The sequence below is a fragment of the Neisseria sp. P0014.S002 genome, assembly GCF_051958295.1.
In the GTDB taxonomy this organism is placed as follows: domain Bacteria; phylum Pseudomonadota; class Gammaproteobacteria; order Burkholderiales; family Neisseriaceae; genus Neisseria; species Neisseria flavescens_B.
On record NZ_JBQCVO010000008.1, the window covers coordinates 48,825 to 67,952 of the forward strand.

Here is a 19,128-nt window from a genome sequence, read left to right on the forward strand (position 1 = left end):
AACGTCTTTTAACAAGGCATTTGATAATCGACGTTCAAATGCTTGAAGTTTTTTCAGACGGCCTTATATATAGATCATTGAATGCTAACACTCTAAAAGGATGTCAGAAATGACGGATTGTAACGAACAACACCAAAACGAAGCCGAAGAAGCGGCAGCCGTAGAAACTGCTGAAGCAGTTGAAACCGAACAAGCCGAAGTACAAGCCGAGCCGACTTACGAAGATCTGCAGGCGCGTGTCGCCGAGTTGGAAGGTCAGCTCAAAGACAGCGAGCTGCGCGGTTTGGCAAATGAACAAAACCTGCGCCGCCGCCATCAGCAAGAAATTACCGATACCCATAAGTTCGCCGGACAAAAATTTGCGGCAGAAATGCTGCCTGTCAAAGACTACCTTGAAATGGCGCTGCTCGACCAAAGCGGTAATTTCGATGCCCTGAAAATGGGTGTGCAAATGACTTTGAACGAATTGCAAAAAGCGTTTGATGCCACCCATATTAAAGAAATCAATCCTCAGGCAGGCGAGAAGCTTGACCCGCATTACCACCAAGCCATGCAGGCAGTGGTCAGCGAGCAAGAGCCGAACACCATCGTCAGCGTGATGAAAAAAGGCTACACATTATCCGACCGCGTACTGCGTCCTGCGATGGTTGTCGTGGCGAAAAAAGAAGATTGAAGGCACCGCTTGATACAGTTTATCAAGCATAAAATCTTCAGACGGCCTTATCCGGTTTCAAAACCCGATGTTCCGCTATTGGAAAATCATTCCGATAAACCGGAATCGGAAAATTAAAGCCGGCCGTCTGAAAAAGAATAAACGGCTTGTGGATAAATAAATCAAGTAATTGAATTTAATTTGAAAAAAAATTCAAATTAAGCCTTGAAAAAAAATGAAGCAACCTTATTTACAAGCCATCGGAACGAAATGTTCCACAGGATTATTAATTAAGAAAAGTTTATTAGGAGCAACATAATATGGCAAAAGTAATCGGTATTGACTTAGGTACAACTAACTCTTGTTTGGCCATTTCTGAAAACGGTCAAACCAAAGTGATCGAAAATGCAGAAGGTGCACGCACCACTCCTTCCGTTATCGCTTATCTGGACGGCGGCGAAGTCCTCGTCGGTGCGCCTGCAAAACGCCAAGCGGTAACCAACGCTAAAAACACCATCTACGCTGTAAAACGTTTGATCGGTCATAAATTTGAAGACAAAGAAGTTCAACGCGACATCGAATCCATGCCTTTCGAAATCATCAAAGCCAACAACGGCGACGCATGGGTGAAAGCGCAAGGCAAAGAGCTGTCTCCGCCGCAAGTTTCCGCAGAAGTTTTGCGTAAAATGAAAGAAGCTGCTGAAGCTTACTTGGGTGAGAAAGTCACCGAAGCCGTGATTACCGTTCCAGCCTACTTCAACGACAGCCAACGTCAAGCGACTAAAGACGCAGGCCGCATCGCAGGTTTGGAAGTAAAACGTATCATCAACGAACCTACCGCAGCCGCTTTGGCATTCGGTATGGACAAAGGAGACAACAAAGACCGCAAAGTAGCCGTATATGACTTGGGTGGCGGTACTTTCGATATCTCCATCATCGAAATCGCCAACCTCGACGGCGACAAACAATTTGAAGTATTGGCTACCAACGGCGATACTTTCTTGGGCGGTGAAGACTTCGACCAACGCTTGATCGACTACATCATTGACGAGTTCAAAAAAGAACAAGGCATTGATTTGAAACAAGACGTAATGGCTCTGCAACGTCTGAAAGAAGCTGCTGAAAAAGCCAAAATCGAGTTGTCAAGCGGTCAGCAAACTGAAATTAACCTGCCATACATCACTATGGACGCAACCGGTCCTAAACACTTGGCCATGAAAATTACCCGTGCCAAATTTGAAAGCCTGGTTGAAGATTTGATCCAACGTTCTATCGAGCCTTGTAAAGTCGCATTGAAAGATGCCGGCTTGAGCACCAGCGACATCGACGACGTGATTTTGGTCGGTGGTCAAAGCCGTATGCCGAAAGTACAAGAAGCCGTTAAAGCCTTCTTCGGTAAAGAGCCTCGTAAAGACGTGAACCCTGACGAAGCTGTTGCCGTAGGTGCAGCGATTCAAGGTGAAGTATTGAGCGGCGGCCGTAGCGACGTATTGCTGCTGGACGTAACTCCTCTGTCTTTGGGTATCGAAACCATGGGCGGCGTGATGACCAAGCTGATTCAAAAGAACACTACTATTCCGACTAAAGCGTCTCAAGTGTTCTCTACTGCCGAAGACAACCAAAGCGCAGTGACTATCCATGTACTGCAAGGCGAACGCGAACGCGCTTCTGCTAACAAATCTTTGGGTCAGTTCAATTTGACCGATATCGCACCTGCACCACGCGGTATGCCGCAAATTGAAGTTACTTTCGACATTGACGCCAATGGTATCTTGCACGTTTCTGCTAAAGACAAAGGTACAGGCAAAGCGGCCAACATCACCATCCAAGGTTCTTCAGGTTTGAGCGAAGAAGAAATCGAACGCATGGTGAAAGATGCCGAAGCCAACGCTGAAGAAGATAAAAAACTGACTGAATTGGTCGCTTCCCGCAACCAAGCTGAAGCCCTGATTCACTCTGTGAAAAAATCTCTGGCTGATTACGGCGACAAACTCGATGCTGCTGAGAAAGAAAAAATCGAAGCTGCGTTGAAAGAAGCTGAAGAAGCAGTTAAAGGCGACGACAAAGCCACTATCGATGCCAAAGCCGAAGCTTTGGGCGCAGCCAGCCAAAAATTGGGCGAAATGGTTTACGCACAAGCGCAAGCCGAAGCACAAGCAGGCGAGGGCGCACAAGCCGAGTCTTCTGCTAAGAAAGACGACGACATCGTAGATGCCGACTTTGAAGAAGTAAAAGACGACAAAAAATAATTGATGCCGTCTGAAAAAAGCGCGAATCGAAAGGTTCGCGCTTTTTGTCGTTTGGAAAATGTGTAAAGACACTTTGTCAAAATTGACGGTAAACTTTCAAAACCTTGCTACATTATCGTGTTGCCATACTTCTATTGCCGAATTTTGAACAGATTTCGCCGAATACTGACAGCAGCTGACAGTCAAAGCCATTAATATTTGTCCATCGCTTGAGTGCGAATAAATTCTTATTTTTACCTCAAATCAACCCCTTGAAAGAAGATAAATATGAAAAAACTGATTCAAATGACCTCTTTGATGGTTGCAGCTGCCGGCTTGGTATTGGCTCCGGTCGCTTCTGCACACGGCAAACACGAAATGCATCCGAAACAAGAACGTATGTACAAAAAAGCCAAACCGCAAAAAATGAAAAAACCTGCACCTAAAGCCAAACACCACGCAGCCAAGTCTAAACATCATCAAGAGCATCGCCACGAACATCATTAAGGTGAATCCTCAACAATAAATAAGGCCGTCTGAAACCCAAACATCAGGTTTCAGACGGCCTTCGGTTTATCTGTCAAATAGAGCTTTGCCGTTTTTCTTGTGCCAGACGGGTCGGCTCCAGCCAGGCAATGTTTCTTTCCGCCAGCGCATCGCGCCAATAATCCAGTTTGGTATCCAAATCTTCAGAGAAACTGTCTTGATTCAAAAGCTGAATGATAACGCCGCCGTCCGTAGCTTCGGCCAAGCGGCTGATTTGACGCAAAATGCCGCGGTCGGGAACAGTTTGCGTGCGTACGCCGATGAGAAGTTGCGCCGGAGTTTGTTTCAATTCGGCTTCCAATTGTTCCAAATCTTTTCTGCCGGCGGCCACACCTTTGTCTATCCATTCTTGCGCCAAAACGCCGGAAAACCAAAGCGGCTCAGGCCATTCCGTTTCCAGTGTAACTGCCCATTTGGGCGCATTATTCAGCGTAATTTTAGATGAAACAGGAACGATGTTTTCCTGAAAATCATCGGCATCAACAATCTTCGTTTGCCATGTGCGGAGGATGTTTTGATAGTAGGGCTGATTCAAATCCAAACGTTCGCGAAGGGTTTTTAAAGTAATTTTGCAAGCCAGCCAAGCAAGCAAGCGCGGCAGAATGCCATAGCAGATAATGCTGCCGATGAGTAAACCCGCCCAAGCGCGTGCATCTTCGATATGATTGTTCAGACGGCCTGCAATTACGGCCTGACTGTCGGGAACAGGAAAGCCCAAACGTTCCGGCAGCCATGACAAAGCCTCAACTGTTTTCACCAATGCCGTATTGCTTAAAAGCGTACTTTCCCAGTTAAACGTATATTGACGCACCAAAAGCAGCAGCAAAACAGAAACCAACATTCCCGACAGTGTGCATAGCCACAGGCCGTGTGAAGTTGCACCAATCAGCCAACGCGTTTGCGGTTTACGCCATTCGTCCACATAAAGCCGCAAAATTGCCTGGTTGACCGGATCTTTGCCTCGGAACCAAGTTGCCGGACTGCTGATAAAGTGCACATTTTTCAAACGAAGGAATAAAGTCGCCAACCACGCCAGCAGCATGACCGTATTCATGCCCAAAACCCCGGCCAATACCAGAAAAAAGTTCAGCCCCTGATTGTCCATCAGCAGATAAGTACTGGAAAAACCGACCGTAAACAATAACGTCGCCGCAACAATCCAAAGCCAAAACGAGCCTGTCTCCACCTGTTGCAACACATATTTCAAATGCTGGTCGCGGTCAATAATTTGGGCACGGCGTATCAGTTTTTCCTCGTTGCTGCCATCAATATGTCGCAACGCTTCCGTCGCCTGCACAGGATCTCCCGGAAAAATATAGGCACGTTCTTCAAGGATACGGACCAATTCGACAAGTTTTTGCGATGGATTCAACATAAATGATAGGCCGTCTGAAAGATAAAATGGAAACGTCTGTAAAAGCAGTTTCGATTTTGAATAGGGTATATAGTGGAATAGATGTAAAAAAAGCAGCCCGAAAGCTGCTCATTTTGAGTGTGGTACGGACGGAGAGACTCGAACTCTCACACCTCGCGGCGCCAGAACCTAAATCTGGTGCGTCTACCAATTTCGCCACGTCCGCACTAATTTGAACCGTGGATTATACACAATATTAATGGGGGCGCAAAGTCTTGTTTGCTTGAATTTTTCGGTTTATCCCTTATATAATGGTTTATTCCGGCCGTCTGAAAGCAGGGTTTGTTTTCAGACGGCCTCAACTTTACTATTGGTGAGGAAGGGCAGATGCCTGCTTTATTGATTAAAGATTTTTTGCAGACGCAAGGTTTGAAGTTGCCTGCGGATGAGATACATGTTGCTTATTTGACTGCCCAGGCTGTGATTAAAATGGGCAATGCTTCGGTTGAGCGTTCGATTTTGTGGCCGTCTGAAGACGGTTGGCAGTTGGCGGATTATGTTGATGCCGAACATGAATTGTTGCTGAAACAGATTTTTATGGCTTTGGATTCGGTTGCCGAGCGCACTGAGCATTTGAAAAGCGCAGCGGTTTATACAGCATTTCCGAAAGATGGCGCGTTGTCGCTGGTTCGACTGAGCCGTTGGGGCGTGCCGTTGGAAAATGTGATTCCAATCGACGAGCAGACCGGACAGGCTTTTTTGGCTGTGCGTACGGCGCAAAGCGGTTGGATGAATGTTTGTCAGAATGTGGCGTATTGGCAGGAAATTGGTGAATTGTCGGCCGAACGCAATCATCCCGGTTTGAGTCAGATTTCTGTTCCTGTCTGTATGCCCAGCGGTGCGGTTTTGGGTGTGGTGCATGCCGAGTTTGATATCAAAGACGGCGCGCCTGACGAAGTATTGGTGGCTTGGATTGCCCTTGCCTTGGCCCTGTCGGATTCTTTGAAAAATCTGTTGGGCGTGGCTGAAAACGAGGAAGCGGAAAATGAGTAAGGCCTTGAAGTTTGTCGCGTCATGCCGTTTGCCTACGGAATGGGGCGAGTTTACCATGCACGGCTTTGAAGAAGAGGGTGGTCAGGAACATGTCGCATTGACGATGGGCGATGTTTCAGATGGCCTGCCTGTGTTGTCGCGTATCCATTCAGAGTGTTTGACCGGCGATGCTTTATTTTCGGTGAAATGTGATTGCGGCCCTCAGTTGCAAGCGGCGATGCAGGCCGTTCAGAAAGAAGGACGTGGCGTTATCGTATATTTGCGCCAAGAAGGCAGGGGCATTGGTTTGATAAACAAAATCCGTGCTTATCGTCTGCAAGATCAGGGCTTGGATACGGTTGAGGCCAATGTAGCGCTCGGCCTTCCTGTTGATGCGCGCGACTTCACTTTGGCCAAGCAGATTTATGATTATCTGCATATTCGTGAAGTCAGATTGTTGACCAATAATCCTGAAAAAATCCAAACGTTGAAAGATTCCGGCATTAATGTGGTCGAACGGATTGCATTACATGTCGGCGAAAATGTGGAAAATGAACGTTATCTGCATACTAAAGCGGATAAATTGGGACATTTGATTTTCGATTGATAGATAGGCATAACGGTAATTTTTGCGTTTAAATAAAATATTCTATATTCTTTCAATGGGATATATTTTTATTTAAATAAAAACCTTGCGTGTAGCCTGATTTTTTGATTTAATGTCGGCTTATCGGGTGATTAGCTCAGTTGGTAGAGCGTCTGCCTTACAAGCAGAATGTCGGCGGTTCGACTCCGTCATCACCCACCAAGTTTCCTTTCATTGTCTTTGACAGTGGATGCGCGGTGGTAGCTCAGTTGGTTAGAGTACCGGCCTGTCACGCCGGGGGTCGCGGGTTCGAGCCCCGTCCGCCGCGCCATTATTTAAAAAGCACTGATAATATCAGTGCTTTTTTATTTGTCTTAACAACTCAATTAAGCTGCAAAAATAGAAACAGGTAAGTAACGGGGTATTGAAATACTGTTTAACCTTAATTTCTGATGATTTTAAAAAAAGGCCGTCTGAAACTTTTAAAGTTTCAGACGGCCTTTAGTCTATTGAAACAATAGATTAAATATCCAATTCTGCCGTATCACCTTCTTTTTCCATCCATGCGCGGCGGGCGGCGGCTTCGCCTTTGCCCATCAGTTTGACGAAGATGTCGCGTGTTTCGTCATCCGCACCTTCGGGGATTTGTACCTGCAACAGGCGGCGGGTGTCGGGGTGCATGGTGGTGTCTTTGAGCTGGTCGGGGTTCATCTCGCCCAAGCCTTTGAAACGGCTGATGGAATAAGCAGTTTCTTTAACGCCTTCTTTTTGCAGTCGCTCCAAAATGCTGTCGAGTTCGTTTTGGTCGAGGGCGTAGAATTTGCGGGCGGGTTTGCTCTTACCTTGTGCGTTGACATCGACGCGGAATAGAGGAGGCTGAGCGACATAGATGTGTCCGTCGGCAACCAGTTTTGGGAAGTGGCGGTAGAACAGGGTCAACAGCAAAACCTGAATATGCGAGCCGTCCACGTCGGCATCGGACAGGATGGCGATTTTGCCATAGCGCAGGCCGCTTAAATCGGGATTATCGTTGATGCCGTGCGGATCGACGCCGATGGCGACGGAAATATCATGGATTTCGGCATTGCCGAAGAGTTGGTCGGGGTGGACTTCAAAGCTGTTAAGTACTTTACCGCGCAGGGGTAGGATGGCTTGTGTGGCTTTGTCGCGGGCAAGTTTGGCTGAGCCGCCGGCGGAATCGCCTTCGACGAGGAAGAGTTCGTTTTCGCGGATGTCTTCGCTTTCGCAGTCGGTCAGTTTGCCGGGTAGGACGGCGACGCCGCTGCCTTTTTTCTTTTCGATTTTTTTAACCGAACGCATCCGCGCTTGTGCCTGACGGATGGCGAGTTCGGCGATTTTTTTGCCGTAGTCCACGTTTTGGTTCAGCCACAATTCCAAAGGGTCGCCCGATACGGTGGCAACGAGTTTCAGTGCATCGCGGTTGGTCAGCTTGTCTTTGGTTTGACCTTGGAACTGAGGGTCGAGGACGCGGGCAGAGAGGACGAAGGCAGTTTTGCTGAACATGTCGTCGCTTTGCACTTTCACGCCGCGCGGCAAGAGGTTGTGCAGATTGATGAAGTTGTTGACGGCGTTGAACACGGCTTGTTTCAAGCCTGCTTCGTGCGTGCCGCCCAATGGTGTGGGAATCAGGTTGACATAGCTTTCGTTGGCGCACGAGCCTTCTTCCAGCCAAGTCAGGGCAAATGCTGCGCCTTCTCCAATGCTGAAATCGCCGTTGTGGCCGTCTGAAATGTAGTTTTCGCAGGAGAAGATAGGCACGGCTTCTTGCGCGTCAGCAATCAGGTCGGTCAGATAGCTTTTCAGTCCGTCTGGATAGTGCCAGGTTTGTGTGTGTGCTTCGTCCTCGCCTTTGACCGGACGGGTCAGGGAAACGCGTACGCCAGGCAGCAGCACGGCTTTGGCGCGCAGCAGGCGTTCGAGTTCGGGAATGCTGTAATTCGGGCTTTCAAAATATTTGCCGTCCGGCCACACACGCACTTCAGTACCACTGTCTTTGACCGCGCATTTGCCCACTTCAGTCAATGGCTCGATGACGTCGCCACCGGAAAAGACGATGCGGTGGATTTCGCCTTCGCGTTTGACCGTTACTTCAAGGCGGGTGGAAAGGGCGTTGGTAACAGATACGCCAACGCCGTGCAGGCCGCCTGAAAAGGCATAGGCACTGCCGCCGTCTTTTTTGTTGAACTTGCCGCCTGCGTGCAGACGGGTAAACACGAGTTCGACTACGGGTACGCCTTCTTCAGGGTGCAGGCCGACGGGAATGCCGCGGCCGTTATCACGTACGGAAAGCGAACCGTCTTCATGAATTTGCACGTCGATTGCAGTCGCGAAACCACCCAACGCCTCGTCTGCTGCGTTATCAATCACTTCCTGACAGATATGGGTCGGGCTGTCGGTACGGGTGTACATGCCGGGACGTTCTTTGACCGGCTCCAAGCCTTTGAGGACGGTAATGCTGGATTCGCTGTATTGATTGTTTTTAGCCATAGGAATAATGTAAAGGCCGTCTGAAAGGATGAAAAACAACGCTTTCAGACGGCCTGAAAGCGTTTGGGTTATAGGTTTTCTATTGGATTGCGACGGATAAAGTCTTCATAGCTTTCTATGCCGCGCAGGAAACGGGAGAGTTCGGTCAATGCGTCTAAATACACGCCGCGCTTGAAGTCGATGACTTCGTCAACCGGCGCCCAGTATTGGTGCCAGCGCCAGCCGTCGAATTCAGGATGATGGCAGGCGCGGAGGTTGACGTCGCTGTCGCGACCGACCAAGCGCAAAAGATACCAAATCTGTTTTTGTCCGCGATACGAACCGCGCCATTCTCGGCGCACCCAATGACTGGGAACGTCATAACGCAACCAGTCGCGCGTACGGCCAACGATTTTGATGTGTTGCGGCAACAGGCCGACTTCTTCGTACAATTCGCGGTACATGGCAGTCTCAGGACTTTCGCCCGGCTTGATGCCGCCTTGCGGAAACTGCCATGAATGTTCGCGTACGCGTTTGCCCCAAAAGACTTCGTTACGTTCGTTAATCAGGATAATACCGACATTGGGGCGATAGCCTTCTCTGTCTAACACGGTGTCGCCCTTCATTAAATTCAATCGTGCAATTTTCCCACAAATTGGGCGGTTTTGACAAATCTTGAGGCCGTCTGAATAAGCCCACAGTTTTTTTCAGACGGCATGAAACCGTTTCCGAAAAAATGTTGTTTATGAATAAAACCATAGCTTCAGGCCGTCTGAAAAATGAAATTTTTTTCTGCTTTAAGGTATTGCATTCAAAAGCTTTTTGCCGTTTAATGCAAACCTTGCTGAATCAAGGGCAAAGGACACATGCCGGCCGCCCCCACAGTTTCCCTTTTGTAAGTGGCATCTGCCACCGCTGCAATATTTTTACCCCCCGAACAAAAGGTCTGAAACCATGAAAAAATCTTTGATGGCGGCGGCAATCTTGAGCCTCGTCTTGACTGCGTGTAGCGGTGGAAAAGAAACCGCCGCAGAATCTTCCGCATCTCAAACTCAAACTTCTTCCTCTCAAACGGATAAACTCAATATCTACAACTGGTCGGATTATGTCGATCCTGCCACGCTGTCTGCGTTTGAAAACAAAACGCATATCAACGTCCGCTACGATTACTACGACAGCAACGAAGCGCTGGAAGCCAAGCTGCTGACCGGCAAGTCGGGTTATGACCTGGTTGCGCCGTCTATTGCCAATGTCGGCCGCCAGATTAAAGCCGGCGCGTATCAAAAAATCGACAAATCGCAAATTCCCGATTACGCCAATATCGATCCCGATTTGTTGAAAATGATGGAAACCGTCGATCCGGGCAACGAATATGCCGTCCCTTATTTCTGGGGTATCAATACGCTGGCGATTAACAAACAGCAGGTTCAAAAGGCTTTAGGTACGGATAAGCTGCCTGAAAACGAATGGGATTTGGTGTTTAACCCTGAATACACCCAAAAACTGAAATCCTGCGGCATCAGCTATTTCGACAGCGCCATCGAGCAGATTCCTTTGGCTTTACATTATTTGGGCAAAGATCCGAACAGCGAAAACCCTGACGATATCAAAGCCGCCGTCGATATGATGAAAAAAGTGCGTCCTGACATCAAACGCTTTACCTCATCCGGCTATATCGACGATATGGCTGCCGGTAATCTTTGCGTATCGGTAGGCTACGGCGGCGACCTCAATATTGCCAAAACCCGTGCCAAAGAAGCCGGAAATGGCGTCGAAGTCGAAGTATTGGCGCCGAAAAGCGGCGTCGGTATTTGGGTGGATTCGCTGATGATTCCGCGTGATGCGCAAAATGTGGCCAATGCACACAAATACATTAATCACACGCTCAATCCGGAAACAGCGGCCAAAAACGGCAACTATGTGACTTATGCTCCGGCCAGCCGTCCGGCGCGTGATTTGATGGATGAAAAGTACACATCCGATGAATCGATTTTCCCAAGTAAAGAATTGATGGAAAAAAGTTTCATCGTTTCGCCTAAGTCAACCGATGCGAGCAAACTCAGCGTTCGCTTGTGGCAGGCTTTGAAAGCAGGGCGATAATTAAAATTGAAATTTGAATACTCAGGCCGTCTGAAACAGTTTTTCAGACGGCCTGAGTGTTATAATTGTCAACACTTTTCAAATATCCTATAAGGAGAAACAGCGTTATGAACAATTCAGTCATCACCGTCATCGGCAAAGACCGTGTGGGCATTGTGTACGACGTTTCCAAAATTTTAGCGGAAAACCAAATCAATATTCTCAACATCAGCCAACAGTTGATGGACGATTTTTTTACCATGATTATTTTGGTGGACACTTCAAAATGCGCTAAATCGCGTCAAGAAGTTTTGGATTTGTTTGCGGAAGAGAGCAAAAAACTCGCGCTTGACATTCGTATGCAAAACGAAGAAATCTTCCAAGCCATGCACCGTATTTAAGTCGGAGGGAGAGCCATGAGTATTCAATCCGGCGAGATTTTAGAAACCGTCAAAATGGTGGCCGACCAGAATTTTGACGTGCGCACCATTACCATCGGCATTGATTTGCACGATTGCATCAGCACCGATATCGATGTATTGAACCAAAACATTTACAACAAAATCACCACAGTCGGCAAAGACTTGGTGGCGACGGCAAAACATCTGTCTGCCAAATACGGCGTACCGATTGTGAATCAGCGCATTTCCGTTACGCCGATTGCTCAAATTGCGGCGGCAACTAAAGCCGATTCTTATGTCAGCGTGGCGCAAACTTTGGACAAGGCAGCCAAAGCCATCGGCGTGTCTTTTATCGGCGGCTTTTCCGCGCTGGTGCAAAAAGGCATGTCGCCTTCGGACGAAGTGCTGATCCGTTCCATTCCCGAAGCGATGAAGACCACTGACATTGTGTGCAGCTCCATCAATATCGGCAGCACGCGCGCCGGTATCAATATGGATGCGGTCAAGCTGGCAGGCGAGACCATCAAACGCACGGCTGAAATCACGCCCGAAGGTTTCGGCTGCGCCAAAATCGTCGTGTTCTGCAATGCAGTGGAAGACAATCCGTTTATGGCGGGCGCGTTTCACGGTTCGGGCGAAGCGGATGCCGTTATCAATGTCGGCGTATCCGGCCCGGGTGTTGTAAAAGCCGCGTTGGAAAATTCAGATGCAACGACATTGACCGAAGTTGCGGAAGTCGTGAAGAAAACTGCTTTCAAAATTACCCGCGTGGGCGAACTCATCGGCCGTGAAGCCTCAAAAATGCTCAATATCCCATTCGGTATTCTTGATTTGTCGTTGGCACCAACCCCTGCCGTCGGCGACTCGGTGGCGCGCATTCTTGAAGGGATGGGTTTGAGCGTCTGCGGTACGCACGGCACGACGGCGGCTTTGGCATTGCTGAATGATGCCGTGAAAAAAGGCGGCATGATGGCTTCCAGCGCAGTCGGCGGTTTGAGCGGCGCATTTATCCCTGTTTCAGAAGACGAGGGCATGATTGCCGCTGCTGAAGCCGGTGTGCTGACACTGGACAAACTCGAAGCCATGACCGCCGTCTGCTCTGTTGGTTTGGACATGATTGCCGTCCCTGGCGACACGCCTGCTCATACCATTTCCGGCATCATCGCCGACGAAGCCGCCATCGGCATGATCAACAGCAAAACCACCGCCGTGCGCATCATTCCGGTAACGGGCAAAACCGTCGGCGACAGCGTTGAGTTTGGCGGCCTGTTGGGCCACGCGCCTGTAATGCCGGTCAAAGAAGGCTCATGCGAAGTGTTCGTCAACCGAGGCGGTAGAATCCCGGCTCCGGTTCAATCGATGAAAAACTGATTGGATTGATAAATAAAAGGCCGTCTGAAATTGATTTTCAGACGGCCTTTTACCGAATCGTTTTGCTGTAAATATATTGCAGCCCCTTTGTGCCCATAAAGGTTCGCCCCGTATCGGCAAATCCGCAGCTTTGGTACAGGCCGATGGCGGCGCGGTTGGCGTGGTGTACGCCGAACACGATTTCGTCGCAGTCGGGCAATATGCTGCGGATGAGCGGCGCCAATTTATCGTCAGCCAGCGCCGCGCGGGCGCAGCCTTGACCCTGATATGCGGGGTTGACCGACATCGAGCGCAGCAATACGGCGCGGGGGTTGGCGCTGTAAGTAAGGCGGTCGCTGCCTTTATCAAGGATGAAAAATCCGATGGGGCGGTTTTGGCACAAAATGGTTACGGCCAAACAGTCGGGCGCGGCGAACCGGCCGTTTTGCAGCCGCTCTTGGGGCGAAACCGAGTATTGTGCTTGCTCTCCGTGCAGACGGTAGTCCAAATCGGCGGCGTGTGCGGGGTCGTACAGCACAAGGGTAACGGTTTGGGGCATGGCGTGTTTTCCTGTTTGGCGGGCACTTGGCTTGTTTTCAGGCTGCTTTGAGGCCGTCTGAAAGCAAGGTGTCGGATACAAGTATCCGACTTGCGGCTATTGCAATAAAGGCAGTATGTTTGCAGGCTGATTATTTGAACATATTTTTAATAATGCCCATTACGCTGCGTGAAATGGCGTTGGTTACTTGGCGGTTGATTTGGCTGCCGATGGCGTCGGCAACGTTGTAGCCCAAACCTTGGCCGGATTTTTTACGTCCGCCGCTCAAACCGCCGATCAGTCCGCCGAGGATGCCGGGATCGGCATTGGCAGCTTCTTTTTCTGCAGCTTTTTGCGCTTTTTCCTGCTCTTTGGCGGCATTTGCGGCTTCTTTTTCAGCGGCTGCTTGGCTGTCTGCTTCGGCCAGTGCTTCAAAAGCGGAGTAGTTGTCCACCATATCTTTATAGGTTGGATACAAATCGTCGTTTTGGAACAAACGATTGCGCTCTTCTGTGGCAAGCGGGGTCAGGGCGGATTGCGGCGGCAGGATGAGGGCGCGTTCTACCGGCTCGGGCATACCTTTTTCATCAAGGAAGGAAACGAGGGCTTCGCCGACGCCGAGTTCGGCAATCGCTTCGGCAACTTTGATATTTGGGTTGCTGCGGAAGGTTTCGGCAGCAGCTTTAACTGCTTTTTGGTCGCGCGGTGTGAAGGCGCGCAGGGCATGTTGTACTCGGTTACCCAGTTGGCCGAGAATGGTATCGGGCAAGTCAAGCGGGTTTTGGGTGACGAAATATACGCCCACGCCTTTGGAACGGATCAGGCGCACGACTTGTTCGATTTGTTCGACCAGTGCATTGGCGGCATTGTCGAACATCAAATGCGCTTCGTCGAAGAACATCACGAATTTTGGTTTGTCCAAATCGCCGACTTCGGGCAGGGTTTCAAACAATTCTGCCAGCATCCACAGCAAAAACGCGCTGTACATACGCGGCGAGCGCATCAGTTTTTCGGAGTTAAGGATGTTGATGATGCCTTTGCCGTTGTCGGTTTGCATCCAGTCTTGCAGGTTGAGGGAAGGTTCGCCAAAGAATTTTTCTGCGCCTTCGTTTTCCAAAGTCAGCAGTTGGCGTTGAATCGCGCCGATACTGGCGGCAGAAACGTTGCCGTATTGCGTGCGGTATTCCGAAGCGTGGTCGGAAACGTGTTTCAACATGCTGCGCAGGTCTTTTAAGTCCAGAATGTGCCAGCCTCTGTCGTCGGCAACTTTAAACACGAGGTTGAGCAGGCCTTCCTGCGTGTCGTTCAGATTCATCAGGCGGGCCAAAAGCATAGGGCCCATTTCTGAAACGGTGACGCGTACGGGAATACCGGTTTCGCCGTAAACATCCCAAAAGCGCACGGGGAAACTTTGCAGCCATTGCTCGCCCAAATCAAACTCGGCGATGCGTTCGCCCACTTTGCCGCTGTTGGCACCGGCTTGCGCGATGCCCGACAAATCGCCTTTGACATCGACTAAGAATACAGGGACGCCTTCGCTGCTGAAGGCTTCCGCCATGCGGCGCAGGGTAACGGTTTTACCCGTACCGGTCGCACCGGCGATCAAGCCGTGGCGGTTGGCCATTTTGCCTTGGATTTCGAGCGTTTTCCCGTCGGCGCGCGCAATTTGAAATGTAGTCATGATTATTCCTTAGAATCCGTGATGTGAAACAATTTGTTGTCTTAAGAAACAAGCATTTTAACGTTTGAAGCAAGGGGATTCAACCAAGCAAAGTTTCAGACGGCCTTAAGTTTTGCAAAGGTTTTTTTGCAGTGATTGGACAAGGTTGAAATCTGCTATAATTTCATCCAATCCGCAACCGTCTGACAAGGCGGTTGTTTTCTTTGTTTTTTGAATATTTTTTACGAAAGCGAAAGTCGGAATGACTGCACAACAAGCCCCTTTGGGCGAAAAAACCATGGCTGTGCTGATGGCGATGTTGGTCGCGCTGATGCCGTTTTCTGTTGATGCTTATCTGCCTGCGATTCCCGAAATGGCAAAGTCGCTAGGTTCGGACATCCACCGCATTGAGCAAAGCCTGAGCTTTTTTATGTTTGGCGTGGCGTTTGGTCAGGTGGTTGGCGGTTCGATTTCGGATATTAAAGGCCGCAAACCTGTCGCCTTGGTGGGCTTGAGCATTTACTTTGCCGCCGTTGTCGGTTTGACGATGGTGAATAATGTCGAGCAGCTGTTGAACTTGCGTGCTTTGCAGGCGTTTGGTGCGGGGATGACCGTGGTGATTTCCGGCGCGATGGTGCGCGATTATTATTCCGGACGCAAAGCCGCGCAGATGTTTGCCTTAATTGGCATCATTCTGATGATTGTGCCATTGATGGCGCCGATGATTGGTGCAGGCTTGCAGAATTTGGGCGGCTGGCGCATGATTTTCGGCTTTCTGGCCTGTTATTCGCTGCTGCTTTGGGGTTTGATGTGGTATTTCCTGCCTAAGCCGCACCAAAAAGGCAAAATCAGCATGGACGTGTTTGGCGTGGTGGCCGGTAGGTTTAAACGCGTTTTGAGAACGCGCGCCGCAATGGGCTATCTGTTTTTCCAAGCTTTCAGTTTTGGTTCGATGTTCGCCTTTTTGACCGAATCGTCGTTCGTGTACCAACACCTGTATCATGTTTCACCAAACCAATATGCTTGGATATTTGCGCTCAATATCATTACCATGATGTCGTTTAACCGCGTTACCGCATGGCGTTTGAAAACCGGTACGCATCCGCAAAACATCCTCAAATGGGGCATTATTGTCCAATTTGCCGCTAATCTGCTGATGACGGTTTTGGTATTGTCGCTGTCTTTGCCGCCTTTGTGGGCTTTGGTGCCATGCGTGATGTTTTCAGTCGGTACGCAAGGCTTGGTCGGTGCGAACACTCAGGCCTGCTTTATGAGCTATTTCAGCGCAGAGGGTGGCAGCGCAAATGCGGTTTTAGGCGTGTTCCAATCCCTTATCGGTGCATCGGTCGGCATGGCAACGACTTGGCTGCATAATGGTTCCGCCTTGGTGATGGCCGGTATGATGTTGAGCTCGACCGTGTGCGGTATCGTGCTGTTGTGGATTTGCTCGCATCAGGCTTGGATGGAAAACGATAAAAAAGAATATGTTTAACCTTCAGGCCGTCTGAAAAACGGTTTCAGACGGCCTCAACTTTATATTGAAGAAATTAACCATGAGTACCAGCAAACAACGCCCCATCGGCGTATTCGATTCCGGCGTCGGCGGCTTGACCAACGTCCGCGCCCTGATGGAACGCCTGCCGATGGAAAACATCATCTATTTCGGCGATACCGCACGCGTTCCCTACGGCACCAAATCCCGCGCCACCATCGAAACCTTCGCCATGCAGATTGTCGATTTCCTGCTGGAAAACGATGTCAAAGCACTCGTCATCGCGTGCAACACCATCGCCGCCGTTGCCGGACAAAAAATCCGCCAAAAAGCAGGCAATATGCCCGTATTGGATGTGATCTCCGCCGGTGCGGAAGCCGCTTTGCAAACCACCAAAAACAACCGAATCGGCATTATCGCGACCAATACCACCGTCAACAGTAATGCCTACGCGCGCGCCATCCATTCAAAAAACAACGACACGCTGGTGCGCACACAAGCCGCGCCTTTGCTTGTGCCATTGGTGGAAGAGGGCTGGCTCGATCACGAAGTCACCCGCCTGACCGTACGCGAGTACCTGAAGCCACTCTTGGCCGACGACATCGACACGCTGGTGTTGGGTTGTACCCACTTCCCACTGCTCAAACCGCTTATCGGCCGCGAAGCGCAAAACGTCACCTTGGTCGATTCCGCCATCACCACCGCCGAAGCCACCGCCAAAGCCTTGGCGCAAGCAGGTTTGCTGAATACAGAAAACGACAACCCGGATTACCGCTTCTACGTTAGCGACATCCCACTGCGTTTCCGCACCATCGGCGAACGCTTCTTAGGCAGAAGTATGGAACAGATTGAGATGGTAACGTTGGGTTGATTGGAAATATTAAAGGCCGTCTGAAAACCTGATTCAGGTTTTCAGACGGCCTTTTTACTTCCTTAGTATTTTACCTGCCCGACTGTTCCCACACGTTGTCTGTCCACACACTCGGCGGGAACGGTGCAAAGCTGAGTTTGCCGCCCCAAGTTTTCATTTGGGCGAAACCTTGGACGATGGCGAGCCACGAGCCGGTCATAGAAGTTAAGCCACGGTATTGTAGGCATTTTCGTGAAAGTTAGATTTTTAACTTCACGGATTCAGGTCATATTCAACGATTAAATTTATTTTCCATAGAATTGGCAAACCTTACCAAGGCCAACATAACAGGAACCTCAACCAGAACACCTACTACAGTTGTTAACGTAGCTCCTGATAATAGCCCAAATAGAGATATAGAAACTGCAACGGACAGCTCAAAAAAGTTAGATGCACCAATCATGCCACATGGAGCTGCAATTGAATATGGTAGCTTTGCTAAATATGCTATGAAAAATGTTATTGCAAATATAAACAGAGTTTGAATTATCAAAGGAATTGCAATAAGGATAATATTTAGTGGCTGATCCAATATCTTCTGTCCTTGAAATGAAAATATTATAATCAACGTCAACAATAATCCCATCATAGTGTATTTATCAAATGCAGGGATAAAAGTTTTATTTAGGTAGTCCTCCCCTTTGTTTTTAATGATTATACTCCTAGTTGCCATGCTTAAAATAAGAGGAACAACAATAAATAATACAATGGATAATAAAAGTGTTCCCCATGGAATATTTATATTTCCAATCTTTAATAAGAAGCTCACAATTGGTATATATGCAATCAAAATAATTAAGTCGTTACTAGCTACCTGTACTAAGGTATAAGCACTATCACCTCTTGTTAACTTGCTCCATACAAATACCATTGCGGTACATGGTGCAGCTCCGAGTAAAACCGCCCCAGCTAAATATTCTGATGCCAATTCCTTATTAATAAATCCTTTATAAATAACAAAGAAAAATAAGGATGCAATTAAATACATGGTGAGTGGCTTAATGATCCAATTTACAAACCATGTAATAAATAGACCTTTAGGGTTTTTTCCTATGTCTTTTATACTCTTAAAATCAATTTTCAACATCATTGGATAAATCATTATCCAAAGTAAAATTGTTGTTGGTATAGACACGTTGTAGAACTCAAATTTTCCTAACCTATCTGGAATAGAAGGAAAATATTTCCCAATAAATATGCCTATTGCCATACAAATTAATACCCAAAAAGTCAGGTTTTTCTCAAAAAAACCAATTCCATTTATTTTCTTCATTTCTAAATCCACTTAAATTCTTCATTTGCTTTAGCAGATAACATCTTGATTACTAGGATTTGCTTTATACAAGGATGAATTAACAATCCACCAATTTGTATGAATTGATGCCCTTGTTAGATCTTCTTCTAATCGATATGCTTCATAAAATGGGGTAGCCTCCTCCAAGCTAACGATTAATACTTCTGTTTCCTCTTCCTTTAATCTAAGTAACAAGTTTTTACAGATTCAGGTATCTGTCCTTGTATTCTTTGAACTTCTTGATGATAACTTAAAGTTGAGTCTAACAACAAGGTATGACTCGTAGAAGCAGTATCAATCACCACTATTTCATCGTCTGCTTTTTCACGAGCAATGTGCAGACCGTCTTCGGTACTGATGGCAGTGGTCTTTCTGGACGAACGCCCCAGCACGCAGGAATGGATAGGACTGGGGCTGGTTACGGTGGGCGTATTGACGCTGGCTTTGAAACGCTAGAAATATTTTTCCAATGAAAAGGTCGTCTGAAAACCAAAATTCTAGTTTTCAGACGACCTTTTT

At 48.4% G+C, this 19,128-nt stretch carries 17 protein-coding genes, 3 tRNA genes and 1 pseudogene; 13 read left to right on the top strand and 8 right to left on the bottom strand.

Features of this window, described 5'->3' with window-relative positions; genetic code table 11:
- Nucleotides 1–100 precede the first annotated feature (100 nt).
- From grpE to ACTHSX_RS08515, 3 genes are all read left to right on the top strand, one after another.
- A complete protein-coding gene (grpE, locus tag ACTHSX_RS08505; RefSeq protein ID WP_440377396.1) occupies nucleotides 101–673 on the top strand; it encodes a nucleotide exchange factor GrpE in 573 nt (190 codons plus the stop codon).
- Nucleotides 674–972: 299 nt separating this feature from the next.
- Nucleotides 973–2,901 carry a molecular chaperone DnaK gene (gene dnaK, locus ACTHSX_RS08510; protein ID WP_440377395.1) on the top strand — a complete coding sequence of 643 codons (1,929 nt, stop codon included), beginning with the start codon at nucleotides 973–975 and terminating at the stop codon, nucleotides 2,899–2,901.
- A 267-nt stretch (nucleotides 2,902–3,168) separates the two neighbouring features.
- Nucleotides 3,169–3,387: a hypothetical protein gene (locus ACTHSX_RS08515; RefSeq protein WP_440377394.1), complete on the top strand. Its 219-nt coding sequence runs from the start codon at nucleotides 3,169–3,171 to the stop codon at nucleotides 3,385–3,387.
- 73 nt (nucleotides 3,388–3,460) lie between these two features.
- Here ACTHSX_RS08515 and ACTHSX_RS08520 read toward each other — a convergent pair whose 3' ends face one another.
- Nucleotides 3,461–4,801 (bottom strand): DUF2868 domain-containing protein, encoded by a 1,341-nt coding sequence (locus tag ACTHSX_RS08520; protein WP_440377393.1) that lies wholly within the window; start codon nucleotides 4,799–4,801, stop codon nucleotides 3,461–3,463.
- 120 nt (nucleotides 4,802–4,921) lie between these two features.
- Nucleotides 4,922–5,006, bottom strand: a tRNA-Leu gene (locus ACTHSX_RS08525).
- A gap of 161 nt (nucleotides 5,007–5,167) precedes the next feature.
- On the opposite strand from ACTHSX_RS08525, the gene ACTHSX_RS08530 reads away from it, so the two are divergent.
- The 4 genes from ACTHSX_RS08530 to ACTHSX_RS08545 all read left to right on the top strand — a co-directional run bounded on the left by ACTHSX_RS08530 (nucleotide 5,168) and on the right by ACTHSX_RS08545 (nucleotide 6,729).
- Nucleotides 5,168–5,833: a hypothetical protein gene (locus ACTHSX_RS08530; protein WP_311459499.1), complete on the top strand. Its 666-nt coding sequence runs from the start codon at nucleotides 5,168–5,170 to the stop codon at nucleotides 5,831–5,833.
- Nucleotides 5,826–6,419 carry a GTP cyclohydrolase II gene (gene ribA / locus ACTHSX_RS08535; RefSeq protein WP_003747497.1) on the top strand — a complete coding sequence of 198 codons (594 nt, stop codon included), beginning with the start codon at nucleotides 5,826–5,828 and terminating at the stop codon, nucleotides 6,417–6,419. Before ACTHSX_RS08530 ends, ribA begins: the two co-directional genes overlap by 8 nt.
- Nucleotides 6,420–6,544: 125 nt before the next feature.
- Nucleotides 6,545–6,620 (top strand) — tRNA-Val (locus ACTHSX_RS08540).
- 32 nt (nucleotides 6,621–6,652) lie between these two features.
- Nucleotides 6,653–6,729 (top strand) — tRNA-Asp (locus ACTHSX_RS08545).
- Nucleotides 6,730–6,920: 191 nt separating this feature from the next.
- Here the strand turns inward: ACTHSX_RS08545 and parE are convergent.
- Both parE and ACTHSX_RS08555 read right to left on the bottom strand, forming a co-directional pair.
- Nucleotides 6,921–8,906 (bottom strand): DNA topoisomerase IV subunit B, encoded by a 1,986-nt coding sequence (gene parE, locus ACTHSX_RS08550; RefSeq protein ID WP_440377392.1) that lies wholly within the window; start codon nucleotides 8,904–8,906, stop codon nucleotides 6,921–6,923.
- 68 nt (nucleotides 8,907–8,974) lie between these two features.
- Nucleotides 8,975–9,511, bottom strand: coding sequence for an RNA pyrophosphohydrolase (locus ACTHSX_RS08555; RefSeq protein ID WP_004520487.1), 537 nt, complete (start codon nucleotides 9,509–9,511; stop codon nucleotides 8,975–8,977).
- 328 nt (nucleotides 9,512–9,839) lie between these two features.
- Here ACTHSX_RS08555 and ACTHSX_RS08560 point away from each other — a divergent pair, with 328 nt between their 5' ends.
- The 3 genes from ACTHSX_RS08560 to ACTHSX_RS08570 all read left to right on the top strand — a co-directional run bounded on the left by ACTHSX_RS08560 (nucleotide 9,840) and on the right by ACTHSX_RS08570 (nucleotide 12,736).
- Complete coding sequence (locus ACTHSX_RS08560) at nucleotides 9,840–10,985, top strand: polyamine ABC transporter substrate-binding protein (protein ID WP_440377391.1); 1,146 nt, start codon at nucleotides 9,840–9,842, stop codon at nucleotides 10,983–10,985.
- 107 nt (nucleotides 10,986–11,092) lie between these two features.
- Nucleotides 11,093–11,365, top strand: a complete 273-nt coding sequence (locus tag ACTHSX_RS08565; protein ID WP_128581304.1) for an ACT domain-containing protein — start codon at nucleotides 11,093–11,095, stop codon at nucleotides 11,363–11,365.
- 15 nt (nucleotides 11,366–11,380) lie between these two features.
- Nucleotides 11,381–12,736, top strand: coding sequence for a PFL family protein (locus tag ACTHSX_RS08570; protein WP_440377390.1), 1,356 nt, complete (start codon nucleotides 11,381–11,383; stop codon nucleotides 12,734–12,736).
- A 49-nt stretch (nucleotides 12,737–12,785) separates the two neighbouring features.
- Here ACTHSX_RS08570 and ACTHSX_RS08575 read toward each other — a convergent pair whose 3' ends face one another.
- Both ACTHSX_RS08575 and ACTHSX_RS08580 read right to left on the bottom strand, forming a co-directional pair.
- Nucleotides 12,786–13,274 carry a GNAT family N-acetyltransferase gene (locus ACTHSX_RS08575; protein WP_036472879.1) on the bottom strand — a complete coding sequence of 163 codons (489 nt, stop codon included), beginning with the start codon at nucleotides 13,272–13,274 and terminating at the stop codon, nucleotides 12,786–12,788.
- Nucleotides 13,275–13,404: 130 nt separating this feature from the next.
- Entirely contained in the window at nucleotides 13,405–14,934 is a 1,530-nt protein-coding gene (locus tag ACTHSX_RS08580; protein WP_440377389.1) for a helicase HerA-like domain-containing protein, read from the bottom strand.
- A 241-nt stretch (nucleotides 14,935–15,175) separates the two neighbouring features.
- Here ACTHSX_RS08580 and ACTHSX_RS08585 point away from each other — a divergent pair, with 241 nt between their 5' ends.
- Nucleotides 15,176–16,405 (top strand): multidrug effflux MFS transporter, encoded by a 1,230-nt coding sequence (locus tag ACTHSX_RS08585; RefSeq protein WP_440377388.1) that lies wholly within the window; start codon nucleotides 15,176–15,178, stop codon nucleotides 16,403–16,405.
- Between the two features lie 61 nt (nucleotides 16,406–16,466).
- Nucleotides 16,467–17,276, top strand: coding sequence for a glutamate racemase (gene murI / locus ACTHSX_RS08590; RefSeq protein WP_049331752.1), 810 nt, complete (start codon nucleotides 16,467–16,469; stop codon nucleotides 17,274–17,276).
- Nucleotides 17,277–17,376: 100 nt separating this feature from the next.
- Here the strand turns inward: murI and ACTHSX_RS08595 are convergent.
- A pseudogene (locus tag ACTHSX_RS08595) lies at nucleotides 17,377–17,484 on the bottom strand (glycosyl hydrolase family 65 protein); the annotation flags it as partial.
- 63 nt (nucleotides 17,485–17,547) lie between these two features.
- Nucleotides 17,548–18,600 (bottom strand): ACR3 family arsenite efflux transporter, encoded by a 1,053-nt coding sequence (arsB, locus tag ACTHSX_RS08600; RefSeq protein ID WP_315113341.1) that lies wholly within the window; start codon nucleotides 18,598–18,600, stop codon nucleotides 17,548–17,550.
- A 342-nt stretch (nucleotides 18,601–18,942) separates the two neighbouring features.
- On the opposite strand from arsB, the gene ACTHSX_RS08605 reads away from it, so the two are divergent.
- Nucleotides 18,943–19,065: an eamA-like transporter family protein gene (locus ACTHSX_RS08605; RefSeq protein ID WP_239994827.1), complete on the top strand. Its 123-nt coding sequence runs from the start codon at nucleotides 18,943–18,945 to the stop codon at nucleotides 19,063–19,065.
- The last annotated feature ends 63 nt before the right edge of the window (nucleotides 19,066–19,128 follow it).

Coding starts and splice junctions, on each gene's coding strand:
- grpE (WP_440377396.1), top strand. CDS start 101: ATGTCAGAAATGACGGATTGTAACGAACAACACCAAAACGAAGCCGAA.
- dnaK (WP_440377395.1), top strand. CDS start 973: ATGGCAAAAGTAATCGGTATTGACTTAGGTACAACTAACTCTTGTTTG.
- ACTHSX_RS08515 (WP_440377394.1), top strand. CDS start 3,169: ATGAAAAAACTGATTCAAATGACCTCTTTGATGGTTGCAGCTGCCGGC.
- ACTHSX_RS08520 (WP_440377393.1), bottom strand. CDS start 4,801: ATGTTGAATCCATCGCAAAAACTTGTCGAATTGGTCCGTATCCTTGAA.
- ACTHSX_RS08530 (WP_311459499.1), top strand. CDS start 5,168: ATGCCTGCTTTATTGATTAAAGATTTTTTGCAGACGCAAGGTTTGAAG.
- ribA (WP_003747497.1), top strand. CDS start 5,826: ATGAGTAAGGCCTTGAAGTTTGTCGCGTCATGCCGTTTGCCTACGGAA.
- parE (WP_440377392.1), bottom strand. CDS start 8,906: ATGGCTAAAAACAATCAATACAGCGAATCCAGCATTACCGTCCTCAAA.
- ACTHSX_RS08555 (WP_004520487.1), bottom strand. CDS start 9,511: ATGAAGGGCGACACCGTGTTAGACAGAGAAGGCTATCGCCCCAATGTC.
- ACTHSX_RS08560 (WP_440377391.1), top strand. CDS start 9,840: ATGAAAAAATCTTTGATGGCGGCGGCAATCTTGAGCCTCGTCTTGACT.
- ACTHSX_RS08565 (WP_128581304.1), top strand. CDS start 11,093: ATGAACAATTCAGTCATCACCGTCATCGGCAAAGACCGTGTGGGCATT.
- ACTHSX_RS08570 (WP_440377390.1), top strand. CDS start 11,381: ATGAGTATTCAATCCGGCGAGATTTTAGAAACCGTCAAAATGGTGGCC.
- ACTHSX_RS08575 (WP_036472879.1), bottom strand. CDS start 13,274: ATGCCCCAAACCGTTACCCTTGTGCTGTACGACCCCGCACACGCCGCC.
- ACTHSX_RS08580 (WP_440377389.1), bottom strand. CDS start 14,934: ATGACTACATTTCAAATTGCGCGCGCCGACGGGAAAACGCTCGAAATC.
- ACTHSX_RS08585 (WP_440377388.1), top strand. CDS start 15,176: ATGACTGCACAACAAGCCCCTTTGGGCGAAAAAACCATGGCTGTGCTG.
- murI (WP_049331752.1), top strand. CDS start 16,467: ATGAGTACCAGCAAACAACGCCCCATCGGCGTATTCGATTCCGGCGTC.
- ACTHSX_RS08605 (WP_239994827.1), top strand. CDS start 18,943: ATGTGCAGACCGTCTTCGGTACTGATGGCAGTGGTCTTTCTGGACGAA.